The organism is Arcicella rosea (assembly GCF_040543805.1).
GTDB lineage: Bacteria > Bacteroidota > Bacteroidia > Cytophagales > Spirosomataceae > Arcicella > Arcicella rosea.
In genome coordinates this window covers 19833-45145 of sequence record NZ_JBEUMS010000021.1, presented here as the reverse complement: position 1 = coordinate 45145, position 25313 = coordinate 19833, and the positions used below count along the sequence as shown (strand labels likewise).

The window sequence follows — 25313 nt, the reverse complement described above, 5'->3', positions numbered from 1 at the left end:
CCAACAAAAAATCTACTTTTGGTGTGGATAAATCGCTAAACGGCTTATTTTCAGCTCATAAAGCATCGTGCCAATTACGACTGAATATTCGATAGCAATCAGAGAAAGTGACTCATTAACAGGCACTTGTCGATAAGCAAAGTAGGAAAGCATCACCATTCCAGACCATACAATTCCGAAACGATAAGGAGTAAGTAAGGATAAAGTAAAAACCGTAACGATGTACCAAGGATGTACTGTTGTAGCGAAAAAATAATACGTCGTTACAATCAATAATGCCGTTACATAGAAAGTTTCAAGCATTTTTTCTGTCATTTCTTCTCCTTCATTTTTCAGTAAATTGCTGAAATTGTCTTGCTTCCACCAAAATTTCCCCCAAGATAAATTCAAGATAATAGACAAACCCGAAAACCCTAAGATTCCACCAACCCACCAAACGACATCGAAACCGAGTATCAAGAAACCGATTTCTCGGATGATATAATACACACAAGCATTGAACTGAAAACTTTGAAAGTAGAGGTCGATGCTTGAAAAGAAATTACTGATTATTTCTCTGTCGAAAAATGGAAGCCAAAGTAGTACAAATAAAAAACCTGAAAAAAAGGATAACCTGAGTCCGTTTTTAAAGCCAATCTTTTTTATGATTAAAGGCAAAAAAATCAAGGGGATTAATTTGGTGGCGACCGACAAAGTAAAACATATCATCGCCCAAAGTTTATCTCGTTCTGAAACTTGTTTCTTGCCACGAACAAAAAAATAAATGGCAAACAGAAACCAGAAAATCATTAATCCTTCAAAATGTAAATTGCCCGTCAGTTCGATGATAATTAATGGGTTGAAAGCATAAAGTAATACCTTTTCTTTTTTGAGTTGGTAAAGTAAAACTATTACTCCAACATCAGCCAATACGATGATGATTCTTAGCAAAACGATATTTCCAAGCAAGTTTTCAGGAAAAAACCATGAAGCCAGACCAAAAATAAACTGATTGAAAGGAGGATAAACTGTGTAATAATTCGGAGAATTTAAATAAGCAAAGATTGGATTTTCTGGAAATTCGTTGGGTAAATATAAATATGGATTTTTGCCTGCAACAATCAATCGCCCGTCCCAAACAAATCTGTAAAAATCATCAGACAAATTCGGGACTGCGAATAATAACAATAACCTTAGAACAACCGCAATACCCAATAAGTACTTTATATTGAAATACTTGGACGCACTTTTTATGATTAAAAAATACAAGCCGAAAAGTAAAACGATAATACTGATAAAAACATTGAAATTGGCTCTTGGCAAGTAATATAATATCCAAACATAACCAATTGCAGACAGAACAATTGATATTGGAAGTAGCCAAACACTATTTTTTTGAAGGTATTCTGACATTTATACGTTTCTGAAAACTAATTTTGTGTTTTAAATGTTTCCTGATTGCTTGCTAATTTTATAGTCAATTCAGCGCATTTTTAAAATACGACCAAATCCAGATACAAATTAAATAGAACTCATGTTAAAACAGCAGATATTAATTTACACAGAATCAACGCCAAACCCAAACTCAATGAAGTTTGTCTTGAACTTTGTGTTAGCTCCTGAAGGTTTATCGTTCGACTACGCTACACCATCAGATGCAGTAGCAGAAGGCAAAAATTCACCTTTGGCAGTTGCTTTATTCGGCTTTGATTTTGTCAAACGAGTATTCATTTCATCAAATTTTGTAACCGTTACAAAAGACGAAGACACAAAATGGGAAGATGAACTATTTGGTTTGAAACAATTTTTGAAAGGTTTCTTTGAAGAGAAGAAAGAAGTATTTACAAAAGCAACCATTGCTGCCAACGATGTAATAGGAGGTGAGCAAGATTCTGAAACAGTAGTAAAAATCAAAGCAGTTTTAGAACAATACGTTCGTCCAGCCGTAGAATCAGACGGTGGAGCAATCAATTTTCACTCTTTCAATGAAGGAACAGTGAAAGTATTGCTTCAAGGTTCATGTTCAGGTTGTCCGTCTTCTACGATGACTTTGAAACAAGGGATTGAAAATCTTTTAACTCGTATGGTTCCAGAAGTAAAAGAAGTAGTAGCAGAAGGTGTGTAAAACCATTCCTTAAGCTTAATTTTTCTTAAATTATATAGATTAGACCTGCAAGGCTTCCGAAACCTTGCAGGTCTTTGTATTTTTGCCTTATGACAGAAAAACGTTGGATTTATAAACCCATTCCTTCCACAGAAAAAATAAAACAAGTCGCTGAAGCAATCAATGTTTCAACGGAAATTGCTACGCTTTTAGCACAGCGTGATATTAATACTTTTGATGAAGCCAAAGCTTTTTTTCGCCCAGATTTAGCTCATCTGCACGACCCATTCTTGATGAAAGACATGGACAAAGCAGTAGAAAGATTGACGAAAGCCATTTCTTCTGGCGAAAAAATCATGATTTATGGCGACTACGATGTTGATGGAACTACTTCTGTTGCAACTTTTTACGGTTTCTTGAAAAATGTTGTTTATCAAAATTCAGCAAGCTGTCCTTTGGAATTTTATATTCCAGACCGCTATGCCGAAGGTTATGGCGTTTCGCAAGCTGGTGTAGAGAAAGCAGCCAATGAGGGTTTTGGATTGATTGTGAGTTTAGACTGCGGGATTAAATCCAAAGAAAAAATTACTTGGGCAAAAGAACATGGCGTTGATTTTATCGTGTGCGACCATCACCGTCCTGACGATAACGACCTTCCGCCAGCCGTGGCGATACTCGACCCTAAAAGGTCTGATTGTGCATATCCTTACAAAGAATTAACAGGCTGTGGCGTTGGCTTTAAATTGTTACAAGCTTATTGTCAAACACATGGCATTTCTCAGGAATTATTACTTCCTTACTTGGATTTAGTCGTTACTTCTATTTCTTGCGATATTGTGCCGATTACAGGCGAAAATAGAGTTATGGCTTTTTACGGTTTGCAACAATTGAACTCCAATCCAAGAACGGGATTGAAAGCTTTGATGCAATCGGCTAGTTTAGCGGGTAAAATGGATATTACTAAAGTAGTTTTTGGTTTAGGACCAAGAATTAATGCGGCAGGAAGAATTAAACACGCATACGATGCCGTCAATTTATTATTGACCGACAACGAAGAAGAAGCTACAGACTTTGCCAACATCATTGCCAAACATAATACTGATAGAAAAGGATTTGACACAAACATTACTGCCGAGGCTTTAGCCATTATTGAAGAAGACGATTTCCTGAAATCCGCCAAAAGTACTGTACTTTTTAAAAATGATTGGCATAAAGGAGTCATCGGGATTGTGGCGAGTAGATGTATCGAAAAATATCATCGTCCAACGATTATTCTCACTGAATCGCATGGACACGCTGCGGGTTCCGCTCGTTCTGTACCTGGTTTTGATGTGTATGATGCTATTGAGGAATGTTCAGAACATTTAATACAATTTGGCGGACATACTTTTGCGGCAGGTTTAACGTTGGAAATCTCTGAGATAGAAAATTTTAGGCGTAAATTTGAAGAGGTTGTTAATCGGAAGATATTACCTGAGCAACTTTCGCCCATGATTGACATTGACTTGAAATTGCCTTTGGTAGAAATATCCGATAAATTTCATAGAATCATGTCGCAGATGTCGCCTTTTGGTCCACAAAATATGACGCCTGTTTTTGTTTCCGAAAATGTTTACTTGCATGGCAAAGCATTGAAAATGAAAGAAAAGCATTTAAAAATCAATGTTTTTCAAGAAGGTTCTCCTGCTTATACTTGTGTTGGTTTTGGGATGGTAGAAGATTTTTTTGAGGACTTACAAGAAGGCAAGCCTTTTTCAATTTGTTATACTATTGAAATCAACGAATGGCAAGGACGAAAATCATTTCAGTTGATGTTGAAGGATATTAAGGTTTAGTAATTGGTAAATAGTGATTAGTTGTGCTTTGTGCTTGCCTAAAATATTAAAGTTAAAAGGAGGGTTTTCCTTCTGATTCAAACCATGATTTTAAGAACAGAAAATTTAGTTAAAAAGTACGGACAGCGTGTCGTAAATGATAATGTTAGTTACCAAGTAGCTCAAGGTGAAATTGTGGGACTTCTTGGTCCAAATGGTGCGGGAAAAACTACTTCCTTTTACATGGCTACGGGTTTGGTAAAACCGAATGCTGGAAAAGTATTTTTGGATGATTTAGAAGTAACCAATCTTCCGATGTACAAACGTGCCAGATTGGGTATTGGCTACTTGGCACAAGAAGCTTCTGTTTTTAGAAGTCTTTCGGTAGAAGAGAATATTTTAGCTGTACTCGAAATGACTAAGCTTTCTAAACAAGAACAACGTGAAAAAACGGAATCGCTTTTAGAAGAGTTTTCGTTGACACATGTTCGTAAAAACTTAGGACAAGTACTTTCTGGTGGTGAGCGTCGTCGTACAGAAATTGCTCGTGCTTTAGCAGTTGACCCTAAATTTATTTTGTTGGATGAGCCTTTTGCCGGAGTTGACCCTATTGCAGTGGAAGAAATTCAAGGAATTGTGGCTAAATTGAAGTACAGAAATATCGGGATTTTGATTACCGACCACAATGTGGACGAAACACTTTCTATCACCGACCGTGCGTATTTACTCTTTGAAGGAAAAATCTTAAAAGCAGGTACGCCACAAGAATTAGCTGATGATGAACAAGTAAGACGTTTGTATTTGGGTAAACATTTTGAATTGAAGCGGAAGATTTAGTGATTAGATTTATTATATTTGGATATAGATAAACGACAAGAAAATGGCAACAATAAATTCTTCCATATCACAAAAGGACTTCTTTATTTCATTTAATGATAGTAAAGAATCAAAGGCTTTATTAACCTACTTAGAGAGTTTAAATTTTGTCACAATAAGACCTTTACAATCTGAGAATGAGCCTGAAATCCTACAAGAGTTTAGAACAGCTTTAGATAATGTCAACGATTTTAAGAGTGGGAAAAAGAAATCTAAAACGCTTGAAGAAATTTTAAATGGCAACTAACATTAATTTTTCAGACCCATTTGAATCAAGGGTTAAAAGATTTATCAAAAAATTTCCTTCTCTTGCTAATGAACTTATCGATTTTGTGGATTTACTAAAAGAGAACCCTTTCTTAGGTGAATCATTAGGTGCTGGTCTTTACAAAGTCCGTTTGGCTTCAAAAAGTAAGGGGAAAGGTAAAAGTGGTGGTTTTAGAGTCATCAATTATATCGTGACAGAAAATAAAGAAGATATTGACATCACGGTTTTGACAATTTATGATAAATCGGAAGATTCAACAATGAAAAAGAATATTCTTGTAAAAATGGTTAAAGATGCTGGTCTTTAATTTCAATCTGAGTATCACCTCATTACTTCCTTCAAAACAGTTAAAGACTTTATTTCTCCTAAAGTATCCACATGAAGTCTGTAAAATAAGATAATAGATTCTAATAACTGATTGCGTGAATGGCGGTCGATTTTAGGCGATTGATGATATGGCGTATTCAACAAAACATCTAATTGATTTTCTAATGCCAAACTGAGTACTGGCAAATTATGAATCCTTAATTCATTAGAAATTTCATGTGCATTTTCGGGAGAAAAACCCAAATAAGTACCCAATTGCAATAAGAATTGTAAATGGAAGTTCTCAAAATGTTCTTCTACTTCATCCAGCCAAATGATGGAATTATGTAAAAACTCAAATAAGAAATGATTCCCGGTTTCTTCTTTGAGTGATTTTCCTAAAATTTCTGTGATAAAAAGTGCAATCGAAGATTTATAAATATCATAAGGCAAAGTATGAAAAGGAGCATTACACTTTATTTCCGCAATTCGATGAATCTGTTTGTTAGCTCCAGCATTTTTTCCTTTCTGGTAAATCACTAAATCCAATAAAGTAAGTGGCTGAAACAAGGCTATTTTATTTTTAGATTTAGCACTTCTTACGCCATTCTCAATATAGGTTTGTATTCCAAATTCTTCGGTATAAATATTCACAATTACTGACGTTTCTCGGTAACGAATGTAATTGATTACTATGCCTCTTGTTTTGTTTAACATAGTTTTACTCTTTATCTCTTAGCCAAACCAGTTTTTTTACGGGAATTTTCTGTTCTATTTTATCTCTTAAAATATCCATTATTTCATCTGTTGGCATATCCTTATCAAAACGAATTGGTTCTTTGAAAGTAACCGAAAGTGTCGTATTTCTCTTCTTGAATCGAAGTCCTTTTTTATCAAAGGCTCTTCTAAAACCATTAATCACTACTGGAACAACTATCGGGTTATGCGTTTTAATTAAATGTGCTGTTCCTTTGCGAAGTGGGGCGTAAGGAGTAGTGGTTCCTTGCGGAAAACTGACTACCCAACCATAAGATAAGCCTTTGCCAACTTTGCTTTCGGCGGCTGTATCTACTTCTTTCTTAACATCTTTACCTTTTTCTCGCCAAGAACGATTCACCAAAATAGCACCTGCTTGCGAAAATACTCTTGGTAATAATCCTCCTTCGGTCATTGTTTCTGAGGCTGCCACGTAAAATACTTTTGAACGGGGTGCTAACAAGTAAATCGGGAAGTTGACAGAGTTGCGAAAACCCCATTTTACACTAAAGAAAATATGGTAAAGGCAAATCACATCCATAAAATAGGTTTGGTGATTCGATAAGAATAGTACGCCTTCATTTGGTAAGCCTTCTAAATGCTCTGTTCCGCTGATTCTTGTTTTATTGATGCCTCTTAAACGAGAGTAGGTTATCCAACCTAACACAATCATGATAATTCTTTTTACTAACATTGAATTGCCAAATGGATCTCTTTCAAAGATTCCAAAGACATCCATCATTGGTAAAAGTTTTTTTAAGTGTTGATTCATCGTTTCGGGTTATTATTACGCTACTATCATCCAGTTTTTAGAGCAATTTGCTAGTATTTGTAAAATCGAAGATAGATAATTTTTGGTATATTGTTTAAAAAATTGTTCTTCCTCAAGCTTTCTAAACTCTTACTTGGCATTTTGAGTTATCCTTACAAACAGCTAAAAACACTGTTTTTTCAAACAATAGCGATTTATGAATGTACTCATCACAGGTGGTTCGGGCTTAGTTGGTACTCGTCTTACACAAATACTGATTGCCAATGGTTTTACGGTTTCACATCTTAGCAGAAAAGCCACCAATACTACTGGAAAAGTAAAAATTTATCATTGGGACATCCAGCATGGCATCATCGACGAGAAAGCTTTACTTGAAGCCGATTTTTTGGTGCATTTGGCAGGAGCGGGAATTGCAGATGAAAAATGGACGGATGCTAGAAAGAAGGAAATCATCGAGAGTAGAACAAAATCTCTTCATTTAATTACGGAAAGTTTAAAAACACTTCCGCATAAAATTCAAGCTTTTACTTCTGCTTCTGGAATTGGTTTTTACGGGGCTGATACTGGCGACGAAATCATTACGGAGCAACATTCTTCTGGGAATGATTTTGTGGCTGACTGCTGCATTCAGTGGGAAGCTGTGGCTGATGAAGTAGAAAAATTAGGCATCAGAACCGTAAAATTACGTACTGGTATTGTTCTGAGTACAAAAGGAGGTGCTTTACCTAAAATATTATTGCCCGTGCGTTTCGGTATAGGTGCTGCTTTGGGAACTGGAAAGCAGTATCAATCTTGGATTCATATTGATGATTTATGTGAATTATTTATTCAATCGCTTACTGATGATTCGATGACAGGTGTTTATAATGCCGTCGCTCCCAATCCTGTCAGCAATTATGAATTGACAAAAACCTCAGCTGAGATTCTAAAAAAACCTTTCTTTATGCCCAATGTACCTGCTTGGTTGTTGAAATTGATATTCGGAGAAATGGCGAATATCGTTTTGGGAGGCAATTATGTTTTGAATCAAAGAATTGCTTCTGAAACATCTTTCCAATATCAATATACTTCTGTGAAAAAGGCTTTGGAGGCTTTATTGTAGTTTAGCTGTGAGCGATGAGTTTTGAGCTGTGAGCTTTTCAATTTGTTTTTTGTCGCTCCAACACTCAGGAAAGAATTATTACCCGATGTTTTGCTCCTGCAACGTGCAGGAAGGAATTATCACACGATGTTTTGCTCCTGCAACGTGCAGGAAGGAATTATCACTCGATGTTTTGCTCCTGCAACATGCAGGAAGGAATTACCACCTGATGTTTTGCTCCTGCAACTTGCAGGAAGGAATTATCACCCGATGTTTTGCTCCTGCATCATGCAGGAAGAAATTTCAACACATCTTTTTGCTCCTGCATCATGCAGGAAGAAATTTCAACACATCTTTTTGCTCCTGCATCATGCAGGAAGAAATTTCAACACATCTTTTTACTCCTGCAATGTGCAGGAAGGAATCACCCACATTTGATTACTTGTATTTAGCCATATTGGCTAGTGAATATTGTTAAAGTTTAATTATATTCACTTAAAATACAAATTATCAATCCATGAGAACCTTCTGCTTTTTGACTGCCTTTACTTTTTTATCGATGTTTTCTTTTGCGCAAAATGAAAAGTATCCATTTCCACCAAAGGATAGTTTACTAAAAGCCTTGCAAACAGAAAAGATAGATAGTAACAGAGTAAATATTCTGATTTTCTTGTCTCGTGCTTATCATTTCGAAAATGCAGAAAAGGCTTATTCCTACGGACAAGAAGGGCTTCATTTGGCTCAAAAAATCAATTATACCAAAGGGCAAATCTCTTGTGGGGTAAGTTTAAGTTCGCTTCTGATTGAAATGAACCAACATGGAAAAGCGATAGAATTACTTCTCAAAACCAATGAAATCAGCGAAACCTTCGGCAACCCAGTTTTGCAAGCTAGGGTTTTTATGGCTTTGGGCTTGGCTTATGGCAAATTAGATTATAGTAAGGGCTTAGAATATATGCTTAAAAGTCGTGATTTAATTCACCAATATCATATTCCAGAAAACACCATTCCTATCAATTTGATGATTGGTTTTATGTATAAAGATTTAGGCGAATTAGATTCTGCACTGGCTTATCTTCATAAGAATTATCAATCTTCTTTACGATATTCCATCAGAAGTGTGGCAGCCACAGCTTTAGCAATGGGACAAGTGTATGATAAAATGGGTAATATTCCATTAGCAAAAAGCTACTTCCAATCGGTGCTTTCTTTCAATAATAATCATCGCTTACCGATTTCAGGTGAAATTTACCTTGAAATGGGCAAGAATTACTGGAAAAGCAACCAAAGAGATTCTGCCATTTACTTTGCAGAGAAAGCTTTAGCTGAAACAAAAAAACATAAATCTTATACCCTGATTAATCAGACAGCTCAATTATTGTTTCAGGCTTATGAAAAAACGGATGCAAGGCTTGCTTTGAAATACCATATCATGGCGAGTGCAGCAAAAGATAGTTTGTATAATTTGGATAAATTTAAAGAGATAGGAAAATATACTTTCTTAGAAATTATCAGACAAGAACATCTCAGAGAAACACAATCACAACAAGCTTTAGAACGTTCACAACATGTTCAATACGTTGGTATTACCATCTTTATCCTAACCATCATTATGGTGAGCGTTGTGTTGTATAAACGTCAGGTAAATCCTACCATTTTAGAATGGATAGGAGTAGTCTCACTTCTTTTATTATTTGAATTTCTGAATATCATCCTTGAACCTTCCATTACCAAACTATCGAATCGTTCGCCAATCATTACGCTTCTTTGTTTGGTTACTTTGGCTTCAATTGTTTCCCCAATTCATCATTTTGCCGAAACTAGGGTAAAAAAATGGGTACAGGGCATTAGAATAAAACATCTCCTCAGCCCAAATCTTGATGATGCAGTTAATGTTTCGGAGGAATGATTTATTTGCTCATTTGTAATTGAATTCTAGAGCGTAACATTTTTTTGTTTCTACCAATCCATCTATTGGTTCGCCAAAACTGAAACAGGCTGTATTCTATTTTGTAAAAAATATATTTTCTCAATAACTCAATGCTTGCTCCAATTAAGAAAATAATAATAACGATGATGCAGATATTGATAATGAGTAGAAAAATGGAATCTTTTCCTTGACCTTGATTCAAAAAATAAACAATGATTTTTCTGATAAATGGGTGGTCATGAATGAGGTAAATTCCAAATACCGAACTAGAAACTAAATTGATAGCATTACTTTGTATTTTTCTTTCTTTGAATGAATAGAAAAGCATTATTGCCGATAATATCAACAGTGGGTTATTATATGCAAATAACCTCCAGACAAATTGTGGTTTATCAATGGCTAATAAAATCAAAGTACTTCCAAATAGCAGTAATGCCAAGCCTATAAAGTATCGTATTGGTGTTTTGATTTTCAGGTCAAATTTATGAAGTAATCTGGCAAGAAGATAAATGGTTATAAAATGAAAAACGGTAAAACCATCTCCAGATACTGTCCTGAAGATAAATCCTGAAAAACTATCCAAATACAACAAACCTGCTAATAAAAAAACGAGTTGGCGATTATCAATAAACTCAACCCCTTTGTTGAGAAAAGGAGAAATAAAGTATAAACCTAAATATACCCCCAAATACCACCAAACATTTCCTGAGATTGGAAGAATGGATTTGACAAAGTCCACTAAAGCAATTTTAGAACTACTCGTCAAAATAAATACCAATGAAATACAAATAGAATAGAAAAAAGCTTGAAAAATGATGGAAATCAAATTCCTTAGTTTGAACTTTATACCAAAATAGCCCGAAATAAAAATAAAGGTGTTTACTCCAACGATGACGAAGCTATTGATAAAGAGTTCGGGATAGACTGTTCTATTGGCATGAGAAAAGTCTTTGATGTTTTTTTCTAAGGCGTATCCATGAACAATAACATGGTGAACAATAATCATAATCATCAAAACTATACGCAATAGTTCAATGTTTGATTCTCGATTTTTCATTGAAATAGGTTATTAAAAATGTAGTTTATTAATAAATAAGGTTTTATAAATTTTGTAATAGATCGTATAAAATTAGTAATTTGTTTAGTCTTACTTTATTTTATCATAGTTTATTGAATATATATTTTATAAACGCAAAACATTTTTGATTAAAGACAAAAATCAAGTAGGATTTTTAGAAATATCAATCATTCATCCTCAACGCATAAATATTATTACTTCATGAAAAACATTTTAGTGTACTGTGGCTCATCTTTCGGGCGAAATGAAATTTATAAATCTACTGCCAATAACCTTGGCGAAGTCCTTGCAAAACAATCTCTTAGATTAATTTATGGTGGAGGAAGTGGCGGATTAATGGGCGTTGTTGCTGATGCCGTGCTGGAAAATGGCGGTGAAGTAACAGGAATTATTCCATCATTTATGGAAGAATGGGAAGTACAACACAGAGGCTTAACTGAATGTATCGTCGTAGATTCTATGCACGTTCGTAAACAATTAATGGCTGAAAAAGCTGATGCTGTTATTGCTTTACCGGGCGGTTGGGGTACTTTAGATGAATTATTTGAAATTCTAACTTGGCGACAAATTGGCTTACACAAAATGCCGATTGGTTTATTAAATACCAATGGTTTTTACGATGATTTAATTGTAATGCTTAATAAAATGGTCACCGAAGGATTTGTCAGAGAAGCTAACGCTAAATTCTTAATTATCGACGATAACATTGATTCTTTAATCGAAAAGCTTAGAAATGATTCTTACGAAGGCGAACTCATTGGGAAAATGATTAATAAAGCTTAAAACAATGTTTTTGTGTAATTTTCGTTCCAAACCTAATCTTGATTGTGTTATTCTTTGTATGAAAAATCTCATTTTTTTCTTTTTTTCTTCCTTATCATTTCTGTGTTTATCAGATACGATGGCTCAAAATAAGCCTGAAAGCTTAGGTGCTGCGGTCAATTCTGAATACTCTGAATTAAACCCCGTCATTGCTCCTGATGGAAGAATATTATACTTCGGAAGAAAAAGCCACCCACAAAATAAATATGGCGTAGCAGGAACAGACCAAATTGCTGGCTCGCAAGATATTTGGTTTGCCGAAAATGTAATGGGAGCATGGTCTGCTGCTAGAAGAATGCCTGAAAGTTTGAATCGTGATCAATATAATTCTATTCTCAGTATTTCTCCCGACGGACAAACAATTTTATTGAAAGGAGCTTATGTAAACGGACAATACGAAACTCGTGGTTTTTCGATTGCTAAAAAATCTGCAAATGGCTGGGACATTCCTAAAAAGGTAATTATTCCTAAGTATGAACGACTCAGCAAAGGGAAAAACGAATATGGTTTTCTGTCAAACGATGGTAAAGTACTTTTAATGGCCTTTTCAGAAAAGAAGAATTCAGACGAAGATGATATTTATGCTTCTTTTCTCGAAAATGACGGAACTTGGTCCGAAGTAATGAATTTAGGAGATGAAATTAATACGAATTTTACCGAAACTACGCCTTTTTTAGCTCCAGATGGTAAAACACTTTACTTTTCGAGCAATAGAGAAGGAGGAAAAGGAAGTAATGATATTTGGGTAAGTAAAAGAAAAGATGACACTTGGATTCATTGGACTGAACCCATCAATATCGGCGAACCCATCAACACCGACCAGTATGATGCTTATTATACCATTTCGGCGGCTGGTGATTACGCTTATTTTGTTTCAGGCAATAATTCTTTGGGTAAAAAAGACATCTTTAGGTTAAAGTTAGACGCTCCAAAACCTATCGAAACTGATACCAAACCAACCGTAACCACAACGCCAATTGGTGGCGGAACGAGAAAATCTGATGATAGAAAACCTATTCAACCAACAAAATCGGATGCTGTTGTATTAGTTTCTGGAAAAGTAATTGATGGCAAAACGGGAAAAGTACCACAAAATGCACAAGTCATTTATGAAGATTTAAGTACTGGAAAAGAGTTGGGCATCGCCACGCCAGACCCAAATACTGGAATCTACAAAATTGTGTTGCCTTATGGTACCAATTATGGTATCAGCACTAAAATCAACGGTTATATAGGTACTTCACAAAACATAGATTTGAGTAAAATCTCAGGAAGATATTTGGAAGTAGAAGGAAAAGACATGACGGTTAAACCTATCGAAGCAGGTACAAAAGTGGAAATGAATAATATTTTCTTTGAATTTGGGAAAGCCGCTTTACAGCCAGAATCATATCCAGAGCTGAATAGAATTGCCAATTTCTTTAAGACAAACACAAAACTAGTTTCAGAAGTAAGCGGACATACTGATAATGTTGGTACGGATGAAGTAAACAACAAATTATCGCAAGAACGTGCTGATGTTGTTCGTAATTATTTGCTTACTCAGGGTGTGCCAGCAGAGAGAATTAAAGCCAAAGGTTATGGAAAAACCAGACCAAAAGTAGCTAATGACACGCCTGAAAACCAAGCCATTAACAGAAGAGTAGAATTTGAAGTTTTGAAGAATTGATTTTAAGTTTTAGGCGATAGGCTCCAAGTATTAGACTGAAAATTATATTTATCCATATTTTGACATTGAAATTTATCTTTGAAAATCTTCGAGAAAAAATTAAAAGAATGTTAAGCATAAGATTATCGTTGGTTTTAAACTAACTTGTAACTAACTAAAAAAAACATAAAATGGCAAAGGATAAAGGCTCAATCAAAGAGGTTAAAAAAGAACCAACAAAAACCCTCAAGGAAAAAAGAGCGGCAAAACAGGAAAAGAAGAGTAGTAAAAGAGATTAAATACAAAAAAACCTCAGTAGATAATTACTGAGGTTTTTTATTTTCAACTTTCAGAAAGGCTATCATTTTCGTCAAACATTGATTTTTGCTTTAGGTCTTTATTCTCTCTGTTCAGTTTTTGTAAGTAAGCAAATGGTGGAAAAAAAAGAATAACGAACGTAATAGGTAAATAAAAAAACAACCCAAACGATATATATTCTAGTGAAAAACTCGCCTTAACACCTACCATTACTGTTTTATAGTAATTATAAACACTTACTGTAATTAATGGGAAAAAGAAGAGTAAATTAAATAGATTATTAGATTTTCTTTGTAAAAACCAGAACTGTGTTATGAGCTTTTTCATGTTGATATATTAATTACATGCCATTCTAGCTTGTGAATTCTCTTTGATTATTTCTCAAGTAAGGCTAATTCCCTAAAATATTAAATATTTTCTTTACTCTAACAAGTTTTACTTCAATTACTCAAATACACATCTTTTTGGTCAAGGTTTTTAAATTTAAAATCACTTTACACAAAATAATTTTCATTTAAGCCAAATACTTCTTTTTAAGGTTAAATTTGTATCGAATTTTTCGCCACGAATTGCTCAGATTTTTAGGAATCTGGCGATTCGTGGCTATTGTTGTTATTGATGATAAGATTATGCTCGTAAAAGATTTCCTTACTCTGTATCGTGAAGACGGCTTTGTACAGATGATTGCCGAACAAATTAAAACGCCGAAAGACTATCCACATATCCAAATCAAAGGGTTTATTGGTAGTTTAGATGCCGTTGTAGCTTCTGCTTTACATTTACTTGACGAAAAACAATCGCACCTTTTTGTCCTTTCCGACCGTGAAGAAGCGGCTTACTTTATCAACGATTTGCAAAATTTAGTAGGCGAGGAGCGTGTACTTTCTTTCCCGATGTCTTACAAAAGGGCTTATCAATACGAAGAAGTTGATAACGCCAATGTACTGATGCGAGCTGAAGTACTCAACAAACTCAATAACAGTACTGAAGGTTTCTTGATTGTTACTTATCCAGAAGCACTTTCCGAAAAGGTAATCAACAAGCGTTCGCTTTCTAAAAATACTTTTACCATTAATGTTTCTGAGAAATTAGATACCGCTTTTCTGGGTGAAGTATTATCAAGTTACGATTTCGAGAAAACTGATTTTGTTTACGAAGCTGGACAATATTCTATCCGTGGCGGAATTGTTGATGTGTTTAGTTATGCCAATGATTTGCCCTACCGAATCGACCTTTTTGGCGATGAAGTAGAAAGTATCAGAACCTTCGACCCAGAATCTCAACTTTCTGTAGAATCCATTTCCAGAATCAATATCATTCCAGATGTTCAAAGTCGTTTGATTCAAGAAACCCGTGAACCTTTCTTTAATTTTTTACCAGAAAATACTCGTCTTTGGTTCAAGGATGTAGAATTGACTTTGGAAATTATTGAGAAATCGTTCGAAAAAGTAGAAGCCAATTTCCAAGAAATCATTGCTAAAAGTGGTGGTATCAAAGTGATTTCTGAACCCAATCAATTATTTGAAACTCGCAGAAGTTTTCTGAATTTGATTAAAGCATTTGGCACTGTTGAGTTTGGTAAAAGATTTTACTTCAAATCTGCTCAGGAAAAGATTCAATACCAAGTAAAAGTACAGCCGACTTTCAATAAGGATTTCAAACGATTGGCGGATAATCTTCGTGAAAATCAAGGCTTTCATTATACCAATATTATTTCTGCCGATTCGCCCAAACAGCTTGAACGCTTGGCAACTATTTTTGATGAAATTGATAGAAATGTTCGCTTTCAAGCAATGAATATTTCTTTGAGAGAAGGATTTATCGACCAACAAGCCAAAATTGTTTGTTATACCGACCACCAGATTTTCGACCGTTTTCATCGTTTCAGAGAAAAGAGTAAGTACTCCAAATCAAAAGCGTTGACTTTAAAAGAATTGCGTTCACTCCAAGTAGGCGATTTTGTTACGCACGTTGATTATGGAATTGGTCGCTTTGCAGGTTTAGACAGAGTAATCGTTGGCGATGCCGAACAAGAAGCCATTCGTTTGATTTATAAAGACAATGATGTGTTGATGGTTTCCATCCATTCGCTCCATAAAATTGCGAAGTACTCAGGCAAAGAAGGCGGACCGCCAATTATGTCAAAATTGGGTTCGCCAGAATGGGAAAATCGAAAATCGAAAGTAAAGAAACAAGTAAAAGATATTGCCAAGGAATTGATTTCACTCTATGCAAAACGTAGAATGGCACCTGGTTTTGCTTTTTCTAAAGATACTTTTATGCAAGCCGAACTGGAATCTTCTTTCTTGTATGAAGATACACCAGACCAAGCAAAATCTACTGCCGATGTAAAAGCTGATATGGAAAAACCACACCCAATGGACAGATTAGTTTGTGGTGATGTGGGTTTTGGAAAAACAGAAGTAGCGATTCGGGCGGCTTTCAAAGCTGTGGCAGATTCAAAACAAGTAGCGATTTTAGTACCAACTACGGTTTTGGCAATGCAACATTTTAGAACTTTCCGTGACCGTCTGGAGAAATTTCCTTGTCGAGTAGAGTATATCAATCGTTTCAAGTCGGATAAACAAATCAAAGAAACACTCAAAAGAGTAGCTTCAGGCGAAACCGATATTCTGATTGGCACGCACAGAATTGTGAACAAAGATGTAGTTTTCAAGAATTTAGGCTTGATGATTATTGATGAGGAGCAGAAATTTGGCGTAAAAGTAAAAGACCGTTTGAAGGAAATGCGTGTGAATATTGATGCCCTAACGCTTACGGCTACGCCAATTCCAAGAACACTTCATTTTTCTTTGATGGGAGCAAGAGATTTATCTATCATCGCAACACCGCCGCCAAATCGTCAGCCAGTTACGACTGAATTACAGATTTTTAGCGAAACACTCATTCGTGATGCTGTAAGCTATGAACTAAAAAGAGGCGGACAAGTTTACTTTGTGCATAACCGAGTAGGAGAGTTGGAATCTATTGCCAACCTGATTTTACGCATGGTACCAGATGCCAAAGTAGGTGTGGCTCATGGACAAATGGATGGCGATAAGTTGGAAAAAGCCATGATGAATTTCATTGAAGGACACTTCGATGTGTTAGTTTCAACCAATATTATCGAAGCTGGTTTGGATATTCCGAATGCAAATACCATTTTGATTAATCACGCCAATCATTTTGGTTTATCAGATTTACACCAAATGCGTGGAAGAGTAGGACGTTCCAACAAAAAGGCATTCTGTTATTTACTCACTCCAGCACTTTCATTATTGACCTCCGAAGCCAGAAAAAGGCTAAGTGCTCTAGAAGAATTCTCTGATTTGGGTGATGGGTTCAAAGTAGCGATGCGAGATTTGGATATTCGTGGAGCAGGAAATTTATTGGGTGCTGAACAAAGTGGGTTCGTCAATGATTTAGGTTATGAATTGTATCATAAAATTTTGGATGAAGCTGTTCAGGAATTGAAAGAAAATGAATTCAGAGCGTTATTTGAAAAAGATTTAGCTGAAACTGCCGAAAAACTCAAAATTGATTGTCAGATTGAAACCGATTTAAGAGTATTGATTCCTGAAAAATACATCAGCAGTATTTCTGAAAGACTTTCGCTTTACACCCAATTAGATGATATGAAAACAGAAGAAGAATTGGTAAAATTTGAAAGTATGATTATTGACAGATTCGGACCAATTCCACCAGAAATGTCTGATATGATTGAAATTGTGCGGGTTCGTTGGATTGCAGAATCGTTAGGAATGGAAAAAATATTGCTGAAAAATAATAATCTGAAGTGTTTCTTCGTTCCCTCAGAGAATGAAAAGTATTATAAATCAGCAGTTTTCGGCAAGGTTATTGAATATGTAAAACAAAATTCACGAAAATGTTCGTTGAAAGAAGTAAAAGGAAAATTGATGTTGTATTTCGATAAAATTACTTCTATTGAAGAATTGAAGTGGATTTTGAAAGAAATAACTAAATTATAAAGCTTCCACAGTTCAGATTTTTACTTATTTATTCGTAATATTCCATTGATAATGATGAAGATGAAGAATCTTCTATCAGAAAGCCAGCAGAATTTACACTCTTTAGCATAAATTTGTAGTCTTTTCTGTAAATTGCACTCTTCCTAACAAAGGAAAAAACAAGATTTTAAAATTATTCTTATTCACGACAATCAAATTAATTAACAGATGAAGTTGTCTCTCAAATCAATGGCTATTCTTTTAGCAGGTCTTGCAATGGTAAGTTCTTGTAAATCGAAAAAGTCAACTAGTGTAAAAATCGGCAAAACAAGTACTGCTACTGGTATTGCTTATAATAAAAAAGGAGGTTTTCAGATTGATAAATCCTTCAAAGGTCAACCTACAGGTCCGAACTTAGTTTTTGTAGAAGGCGGACGTTTTACAATGGGAGCTTTGGAAGAAGACGTTGTCAATTCTAGAGATAACTTAGAAAGAACAGTTTCTGTACAATCATTTTACATGGATGAAACAGAAATTGGAAACGTTCATTACCTTGAATATTTGAATTCTGTAATGAAAGATTCTTCTCAAGAATTTTATGAATCTGCTTTGCCAGATACTTTAGTTTGGAAAGATGAATTAGCTTTTAACGATTCTTATGTAGAACAATATTTACGTTATCCCGGCTTTAGAATGTATCCAGTTGTGGGTGTTTCTTGGGTACAAGCTTCTGATTACTGTACTTGGAGAACCGCTGCCGTTAACAACGACATCGCTATGAAAAGCCAGAAGAAAAAGAAAAAAGGTAAAAAAGGAGCTGAAAGTAGAACAGCACCAGTTTATTCTGCTGGTCAACGTTTAGCGATTGAATCTGGAAAAGTATTGCCTGCATATCGTCTTCCAACTGAGGCAGAATGGGAATATGCAGCAAAAGCCATGATTGGTACTCAGTACGAGGATGAAAATCAAACCAATCAAAGAATTTATCCTTGGGACGGACCAAATATGCGTGCTTCACAAGGCAAGAAAAAAGGCTCAATGTTAGCCAATTTCAAACGTGGACGTGGTGACTATGCGGGTATTGCAGGTAAATCAAATGATGGTGCAATTATCACCACTGAAGTTTATACTTATCCGCCAAATGATTTTGGATTATACCAAATGGCTGGTAACGTAAATGAGTGGGTTTATGACTTGTACCGTCCATTATCTTATGAAGATTTCAACGATTTAAACCCAATTCGTAGAAACGATTATTTAGATAACGCTAAAAACTACGATAGAAAAAACAATAACTCTTTAGTAGATAACAAAGCAAGAGTTTACAAAGGTGGTTCATGGGCAGATGTTGCTTATTGGTTAGCACCAGGAACACGTAGATTTATTGACCAAGATTCTGCTACTTCAACCATCGGTTTTAGATGTGCGATGATTAGAGCAGGTGCGAATAAATAATATTTTTACCCATTATAAAGGCGGCAGAATTTGATTCTGTCGCCTTTTTTTATGCCATTGCTAGGGTGAGTATAGAAATGTCTTTTATCTCAAATGCTTGCAAGCTTAAAATACAAGATTCAAGCGTTGCGCCTGTCGTTAGCGTATCGTCAACAACTACAATTTTCTTATTTCTTAAAAGTTCTGCATTCTTCACGTTGAAAACCTTGTCCATATTTTGATAACGCTCTAACCTTGATTTGTTAACCTGCGAACTTGTTTCAGTTTCTCTGACTAAAATATCATTTCGCCATTCAATATTTAGGCTTTCGGATAAACCTTTTGCAAAACAATCTGATTGATTGTAACCTCTAATCAATAATCTTTTTCGATGAAGTGGTACAGGAATTATCAAATCAAAGGCATCAGCAAAACCACTTTCTCTTAATTCGGCTCCGTACCAACGACCAAGCATTTCACCAACTTCTTGATTGCCTTTGTATTTTAATTCGTGCATTAATAGCTGTACTTTTCCTCCTTTTACAAACTTCAAATAGCTCAAAGTATGTTTTAATTGTACTTCTCCAAAAAATTTATGAGCTAAAGTATTTTCGGTTTCAAGATGTAGATTCGTTTTTGGTAAATCGAATCTGCAATGCGTACAAATTAGTTCTTCATTGCGTTGAAGAGGCTCTAAACAAGCCGAACAGATTCTTGGAAAAATGAGGTCGATAAATGCGCTGAACATGATTTCGGGAATGTTGTTAAGGTTAGAAACTGATTACAATTTTTTCTTTGTATTTTGCATACAATTTAACATCAATCAAACAATAATCATGAGTTTAGTCGCAGAATTTAATGAGTATAGAAGCAAAATGAACGATAAAATTTTGTCTTCTGATAATAAAGTAATTAAAAGAATTTTCAATCTCGATACCAATACTTACGCTGAAGGAGCTTTATCTGAAAAGACAAAAGAAATGATGGGTTTATCTTGTTCAATGGTTTTGCGTTGTGATGATTGTATCAAATATCACCTCGGAAAATGTTTTGAATTAGGAGTAACAGACGCCGAAATGCAAGAGATTTTTTCTGTCGCTACTTTAATTGGTGGAACAATTGTTATTCCACATTTGCGCAGAGCTGTTGAGTATTGGGAAGAACTTCGCAGTGAGGAGTAGGGAGTTGTGAATGAAGAGTTGTGAATGCTGAATATTTTATGGATTATAAAAATAAGTCTTTACTAAAAATCACTCATTCACAACTCAAAACTCACAATTATAAATGCCAAGAATCAATATTTTGGTCAACATCTAAATTTTCAAAAACACTCATTACTCATAGCTGAAAGCTTACAGCTAATAAAAAAAACATGGAAATAGAGAATCTCGCCCAGCAATGGAACATTTTATTAGATAAATTAGAACAAGTTCTTGGAAAAAAACCTGCTGATTTGAATGCAGTACTCTTCCTGATTGGTGTTCAAGAATTAGGAAAAGGACATCAGTTTTTTACCAAAGAACAAAAGCAAGATTTAATGCACATTGCCATTTGTAAAGTACTTAGTTATAGCGGTATTTATGAATTGGAAGGCACTGATCAAGACGGTTGGCCACATTGGAAATTGATTCAGCCTTTGCCTTTCGTAAATGTAATTGAACAAGAAAAATTATTGAAAGCTCAAGTTATAGAATATTTTGAAAGGGAAGTATTTGTATGAAAATCATCACTTATAATGTAAATGGCATCCGTGCTGCCATCAACAAAGGTTTTATCGATTGGCTCAAAGCGAGCAATCCAGACATGATTTGTCTGCAAGAAATTAAAGCTGAAGAACACCAAATCGACAAAGCTGTTTTTGAGGATATGGGTTACCATGTTTATTGGTTTCCTGCCGAAAAAAAAGGTTATAGCGGTGTTGCCATTCTCACGAAAGTAAAACCCAACAACATTGATTTCGGCTGTGGTTTGCCAGACTACGACCGTGAGGGAAGAGTACTCCGTACTGATTTTGATACTTTCTCTTTGATGTCGGTTTATATGCCTTCTGGCTCTAGTGGCGACGAACGTCAAGGTTTTAAAATGCAATGGTTGGATGATTTTTATGGCTATTCCGATGAACTAAAAAAGTCAATTCCAAACCTGATTATTTCAGGAGATTATAATATTTGTCATCAACCAATTGATATTCATAATCCAAAATCGAATGCCAATAGTTCTGGGTTTTTACCTGAAGAAAGAGCATGGGTTACGAAGTTTTTGGCTAATGGCTTTGTAGATACTTTCAGACATTTTAATGCTGAGCCACATCAATATACTTGGTGGAGTTATAGAGCAGGAGCAAGGGGCAAGAATTTGGGCTGGCGTATTGATTATCATTGCGCAACCGAAAGTATGACTGATAGACTTGTTCGTTCTGCTATTTTGCCAGAAGCTAAACACTCAGATCATTGCCCTGTTTTACTTGAAATTTCTGTGTAAGACTAATGAGCGAATCATAAATTTTTTAATTTGAAAGATTTATGATTCGCTTTTTTTAATAATTCTTTTCAATATATCTTTCAAAATTCTACATTTACAAGCTTCTTTTTCGTTAATAATTTGTTTCATCAATACTTGAAAATCTTCGGGAATAAACCTTAACAATATGACTACTTCACCCATCGCAACATTACTCATGCGGATTGAAGAATACAAACGAAAGTATTATCTCAATCGACTCATCAAAGGCAGTATTTTTTCAGCGGCAGTTATCTTGTCCGCTTTTTTGGTTTTTAATGTCCTTGAATATTTCGGTCATTTTGGTACTACTTTTCGCACCATTTTGTTCTTTTCTTTCTTGTTGGCATTTATCATTTCAACGATACTTTGGGTGATAAAACCGCTGATTTTTCTATATGGAAAACAAAAGCCTTTATCAAATGAATTAGCTGCTGAACAAATTGGCAAGTACTTTCCAGAAGTGGGCGATAAGCTTATCAATACTCTTCAACTGACTAGAAATATCGACAAAGAGCAAAATGAATTACTGATTGCTTCTATCAAACAGAAATCTCAGCAATTAGGAATTGTCAAATTTGCCGATGCTATCAAGATAAACGACAATCGAAAATACTTGAAATTCGCTATTTTTCCAGCGATTTTGATTGTCGGAATTTTAATGATTTATCCTGCTTTCTTTTCAAAAAGTACAGAACGAATTGTCAATTTTAAAAACGAATATCAAGAAGAAGCTCCTTTCAATTTTCTTCTTGAAAACAAAAGTTTACAGGCTTTCAAAAACGAAGATTTTACCCTTAATCTTAGTCTTCAAGGCAATACTATTCCTGACGCTGTTTATGTGATTTATAATGATAGAAAGCTAAAAATGGAAACGAATGACAAACGTCATTATACTTATACTTTCTCTAAAGTTCAAAATGGCTTCGATTTCCAGTTTGAAGCAGCTGGATTCAAATCTGGTCAATATGAAGTAGAATTGGTCAACAAACCGAGTTTGGCTTTTTTTGATGTTAACGTAAACTATCCTTCATATCTCAATAAACCTGATGAATCTTTAAAAAATGTTGGCAATTTAACCGTTCCAGAAGGTACTTCTATTGAATGGGATTTTAACGTAAGTAATACAGATTCTATTACAATGGTTTTTGAAGGTGATAAAAATACTTATCGTGCTGATAAAAAATTACTGGGCGGTGGATTCGATTTTACTAAAAAAGTAAAAGCTTCTGGTACTTATAAAGTATTTCTTAAAAATAAATACGCTTCAAATTCAGATGGAATCAGTTTCTATTTGAACGTTATTCCTGATAAATATCCGCAATTAAGTTTAGAGCAATACAAAGATTCAACGCTTTATAATTTTATGGTTTTAGGCGGAAATATCGCCGATGATTATGGCATTAGTCGCCTTGCGGTTTTTTATAAAGTACTTAGAAACGGACAAAATAATCAGCAAAATTATGCGAGTTTTGGCTTGCCAATTCAAGCAAATCAAACGATTCAAAGCTTTTATAAGCAATGGAATTTGGATAGCTTAAAACTCAATCCTTCTGATAGAATAGAATACTTTGTGCAAGTTTGGGATAATGATGGCGTGAATGGTGCAAAATCTACTCGTTCACAAATTATGAATTATGCCATTCCTGACAAGCAAGCAATTGATAATGAAATTGAAAATTCTGTCGATAAAACCCAAGCCCAATTAGAAAAGACTTTCGAGAAAGCACAAAAACTTCGTAAGGAAATTGCTGCTTTGGAAAATCGCTTGAAAAACAAAAAAGAATTGGATTATCAAGACAAGAAATTGGCTGAAGAACTCATCAAAAAGAAAGCTGAATTGATGAATGAAATCAAAAATCTACAAGAAGCTAACAAAGATTTGAACGACAAGCAACAAAGATTCAATGAACAGAAACCAGAAAATCAACAGAAAATGGAGGCTCTCCAAAAAATGATGAATGATTTGATGGATCCTGAAACTCAGAAATTATATGAAGAATTGAAAAAAATGCTTGAACAAAATCCTGATGATAATAAAATGCTTGAACAAATGGATAAGCTCAAAAACAAAGAGCGTAACATGGAAAAAGAATTGGAACGTATGCAGGAGCTTTTCAAAAAATTAAAATTAGAACAAAAGTTGGATAAGAGTATCAAAGATTTGGAAGACCAAGCCGATAAACAAGATAAACTTGCTGAGAAAAATGAAGCTTTAGATAAAGCCAATAAAAGTGATGACGAGAAACAAAAAGAAGCTGATGCCAATAAAAAGGAACAAGAAAAACTTAGCAAGGCTTTTGAAGAAGTAAAGAAAGATTTGAAAGAAGCTGAAAAGATTAACAAAGAAATGAAAAATGCTGAACAGATGGATATGGGAAAAGAACAGCAAGAAGACATTTCTCAAGATCAAAAAGATGCGGAAGAAAAATCTGAAAAAGGTGATAATAAAGGTGCCTCGCAAAAACAAAAGCAAGCTGCGAAACAAATGAAGAATTTGGCACAGCAATTAGCAAAAGAAAAACAAGAACAAGAAATGAAACAGAACGAAGAAAATATGGACGACCTTCGTGACATTCTTGAAAATCTTGTGAAGATTTCGTTGAACCAAGAAAAGTTGATGAAAGACTTTAGAGGTATGAATCCATCAGATCCACGCTTTATTAAACTTTCGCAAGAACAATTAAAAATTCAAGATGATGCCAAAGTAATTGAAGATAGTTTATATGCTTTGTCGAAAAGGGTTTTACAAATTGAAACTTTCGTGACTCGTGAAATGAGTAATATGAAAGGTTTTATGGGCGAAGCCACAAAGTTGATTAAAGAACGAAAATTACCAATGACAACTTCAAAGCAACAATTTGCGATGACTTCGATGAATAATTTGGCTTTGTTACTTTCTGATGTGTTGAAGCAAATGCAGCAAAATCAACAAATGATGATGCAGAGTGCTGGAAAAGGAAAAACCAAAAGTAAAGGAAAAGGGAAAAGCATTAGCGAAAGTCAAAAAGATTTGAATCAACAAATGCAACAGACTATGCAAAAAGGAGCGAAGGGACAAGGTGGTATTTCTGAGCAATTGGCAAAGATGGCGAGAGAGCAAGCACAAATCAGAAAAATGCTTCAAGAGTTTTTGGATAATAATAAAGGAACTGACAAAGGAAAAAGTTTAGGCAATGAAGTAAAAGAGCTGATGAAGAAAATGGAAGAAAGCGAAACTGATTTAGTGAATAAAAGGCTGAATCCAAATTTAATGAAACGTCAGCAAGAATTATTGACTCGTTTGTTGGAATCTGAAAAAGCTATGCAAGAACAGGAAGAAGAGCAAAAACGAAAAGCCGAATCTGCTCGACAAGATTTAGCAAGGAAAGTCCCGCCACAATTTCAGCAGTATGTGAAAGACAAACAAAAGCAAACTGAATTACTTCGGACTGTTCCTCCTAACTTGAATCAATATTACAAACGTCAAGTGGATAGTTACTTCAAACAAATCAATTAATCGAAATGGACTCAGGTTTAAATCTGAGTCCATTTTATTTTTATTGGTAGAGTAGATTGGTTTGAAGGTGTTTCCGTATTCTAGTCTAAGTCGTTGATATTCACAAGCTGAATTTTATATTGTATCTTTGTAAACGAATTATTTCAAACTTAACAATGTTA

The 25313-nt window shown here is 34.8% G+C and carries 21 protein-coding genes; 15 read left to right on the top strand and 6 right to left on the bottom strand.

What is annotated here, in order from left to right:
* Positions 1 to 12: 12 nt before the first annotated feature.
* Positions 13 to 1392, bottom strand: coding sequence for an MptA/MptB family glycosyltransferase (locus ABID42_RS21980; protein WP_367285493.1), 1380 nt, complete (start codon positions 1390 to 1392; stop codon positions 13 to 15).
* Positions 1393 to 1513: 121 nt separating this feature from the next.
* Between ABID42_RS21980 and ABID42_RS21975 the strand changes: the two genes are divergently transcribed.
* From ABID42_RS21975 to ABID42_RS21955, 5 genes are all read left to right on the top strand, one after another.
* Positions 1514 to 2104 (top strand): NifU family protein, encoded by a 591-nt coding sequence (locus ABID42_RS21975; protein WP_435521491.1) that lies wholly within the window; start codon positions 1514 to 1516, stop codon positions 2102 to 2104.
* A gap of 89 nt (positions 2105 to 2193) precedes the next feature.
* Positions 2194 to 3918 (top strand): single-stranded-DNA-specific exonuclease RecJ, encoded by a 1725-nt coding sequence (recJ, locus tag ABID42_RS21970; protein WP_367285492.1) that lies wholly within the window; start codon positions 2194 to 2196, stop codon positions 3916 to 3918.
* Positions 3919 to 4002: 84 nt separating this feature from the next.
* Positions 4003 to 4734 carry an LPS export ABC transporter ATP-binding protein gene (lptB, locus tag ABID42_RS21965; RefSeq protein WP_323258472.1) on the top strand — a complete coding sequence of 244 codons (732 nt, stop codon included), beginning with the start codon at positions 4003 to 4005 and terminating at the stop codon, positions 4732 to 4734.
* A 43-nt stretch (positions 4735 to 4777) separates the two neighbouring features.
* Positions 4778 to 5020: a hypothetical protein gene (locus ABID42_RS21960; protein ID WP_367285491.1), complete on the top strand. Its 243-nt coding sequence runs from the start codon at positions 4778 to 4780 to the stop codon at positions 5018 to 5020.
* A complete protein-coding gene (locus ABID42_RS21955) occupies positions 5010 to 5348 on the top strand; it encodes an addiction module toxin RelE (RefSeq protein ID WP_367285490.1) in 339 nt (112 codons plus the stop codon). The genes ABID42_RS21960 and ABID42_RS21955 overlap by 11 nt, the downstream gene beginning before the upstream one ends.
* Before the next feature lie 14 nt (positions 5349 to 5362).
* Here the strand turns inward: ABID42_RS21955 and recO are convergent, their stop codons facing one another.
* Both recO and ABID42_RS21945 read right to left on the bottom strand, forming a co-directional pair.
* The gene (recO, locus tag ABID42_RS21950) at positions 5363 to 6064 is read right to left on the bottom strand and encodes a DNA repair protein RecO (RefSeq protein WP_367285489.1); all 702 of its coding nucleotides are present in this window, start codon (positions 6062 to 6064) and stop codon (positions 5363 to 5365) included.
* A 4-nt stretch (positions 6065 to 6068) separates the two neighbouring features.
* The gene (locus tag ABID42_RS21945) at positions 6069 to 6875 is read right to left on the bottom strand and encodes a lysophospholipid acyltransferase family protein (protein ID WP_367285488.1); all 807 of its coding nucleotides are present in this window, start codon (positions 6873 to 6875) and stop codon (positions 6069 to 6071) included.
* 196 nt (positions 6876 to 7071) lie between these two features.
* On the opposite strand from ABID42_RS21945, the gene ABID42_RS21940 reads away from it, so the two are divergent.
* Positions 7072 to 7977 carry a TIGR01777 family oxidoreductase gene (locus ABID42_RS21940; protein ID WP_367285487.1) on the top strand — a complete coding sequence of 302 codons (906 nt, stop codon included), beginning with the start codon at positions 7072 to 7074 and terminating at the stop codon, positions 7975 to 7977.
* Positions 7978 to 8473: 496 nt separating this feature from the next.
* Positions 8474 to 9865: a tetratricopeptide repeat protein gene (locus ABID42_RS21935; protein ID WP_367285486.1), complete on the top strand. Its 1392-nt coding sequence runs from the start codon at positions 8474 to 8476 to the stop codon at positions 9863 to 9865.
* Between the two features lies 1 nt (position 9866).
* On the opposite strand, the gene ABID42_RS21930 is transcribed toward ABID42_RS21935, so the two are convergent.
* Positions 9867 to 10943, bottom strand: coding sequence for an acyltransferase family protein (locus ABID42_RS21930; protein ID WP_367285485.1), 1077 nt, complete (start codon positions 10941 to 10943; stop codon positions 9867 to 9869).
* Between the two features lie 222 nt (positions 10944 to 11165).
* Between ABID42_RS21930 and ABID42_RS21925 the strand changes: the two genes are divergently transcribed.
* Positions 11166 to 11747, top strand: coding sequence for an LOG family protein (locus tag ABID42_RS21925; protein ID WP_367285484.1), 582 nt, complete (start codon positions 11166 to 11168; stop codon positions 11745 to 11747).
* Between the two features lie 118 nt (positions 11748 to 11865).
* On the top strand, positions 11866 to 13455 hold the full coding sequence (locus ABID42_RS21920) for an OmpA family protein (protein ID WP_367285483.1): 1590 nt from the start codon (positions 11866 to 11868) through the stop codon (positions 13453 to 13455).
* 321 nt (positions 13456 to 13776) lie between these two features.
* Here the strand turns inward: ABID42_RS21920 and ABID42_RS21915 are convergent, their stop codons facing one another.
* Positions 13777 to 14079, bottom strand: coding sequence for a hypothetical protein (locus ABID42_RS21915; RefSeq protein WP_367285482.1), 303 nt, complete (start codon positions 14077 to 14079; stop codon positions 13777 to 13779).
* 302 nt (positions 14080 to 14381) lie between these two features.
* Here ABID42_RS21915 and mfd point away from each other — a divergent pair, with 302 nt between their 5' ends.
* Both mfd and gldJ read left to right on the top strand, forming a co-directional pair.
* Positions 14382 to 17741: a transcription-repair coupling factor gene (gene mfd, locus ABID42_RS21910; RefSeq protein ID WP_367285536.1), complete on the top strand. Its 3360-nt coding sequence runs from the start codon at positions 14382 to 14384 to the stop codon at positions 17739 to 17741.
* A gap of 207 nt (positions 17742 to 17948) precedes the next feature.
* Positions 17949 to 19175, top strand: a complete 1227-nt coding sequence (gene gldJ / locus ABID42_RS21905) for a gliding motility lipoprotein GldJ (protein ID WP_456319143.1) — start codon at positions 17949 to 17951, stop codon at positions 19173 to 19175.
* 49 nt (positions 19176 to 19224) lie between these two features.
* Here gldJ and ABID42_RS21900 read toward each other — a convergent pair whose 3' ends face one another.
* Positions 19225 to 19902 carry a ComF family protein gene (locus ABID42_RS21900; RefSeq protein ID WP_367285481.1) on the bottom strand — a complete coding sequence of 226 codons (678 nt, stop codon included), beginning with the start codon at positions 19900 to 19902 and terminating at the stop codon, positions 19225 to 19227.
* Positions 19903 to 19990: 88 nt separating this feature from the next.
* On the opposite strand from ABID42_RS21900, the gene ABID42_RS21895 reads away from it, so the two are divergent.
* The 4 genes from ABID42_RS21895 (at position 19991) to ABID42_RS21880 (ending at position 25152) form a co-directional block, all read left to right on the top strand.
* Positions 19991 to 20335, top strand: a complete 345-nt coding sequence (locus ABID42_RS21895) for a carboxymuconolactone decarboxylase family protein (protein WP_323258485.1) — start codon at positions 19991 to 19993, stop codon at positions 20333 to 20335.
* A 191-nt stretch (positions 20336 to 20526) separates the two neighbouring features.
* Positions 20527 to 20874, top strand: a complete 348-nt coding sequence (locus ABID42_RS21890; RefSeq protein ID WP_367285480.1) for a hypothetical protein — start codon at positions 20527 to 20529, stop codon at positions 20872 to 20874.
* Entirely contained in the window at positions 20871 to 21635 is a 765-nt protein-coding gene (locus tag ABID42_RS21885; protein ID WP_323258486.1) for an exodeoxyribonuclease III, read from the top strand. The genes ABID42_RS21890 and ABID42_RS21885 overlap by 4 nt, the downstream gene beginning before the upstream one ends.
* A 166-nt stretch (positions 21636 to 21801) precedes the next feature.
* The gene (locus ABID42_RS21880) at positions 21802 to 25152 is read left to right on the top strand and encodes a DUF4175 family protein (RefSeq protein ID WP_367285479.1); all 3351 of its coding nucleotides are present in this window, start codon (positions 21802 to 21804) and stop codon (positions 25150 to 25152) included.
* Positions 25153 to 25313 lie beyond the last annotated feature (161 nt).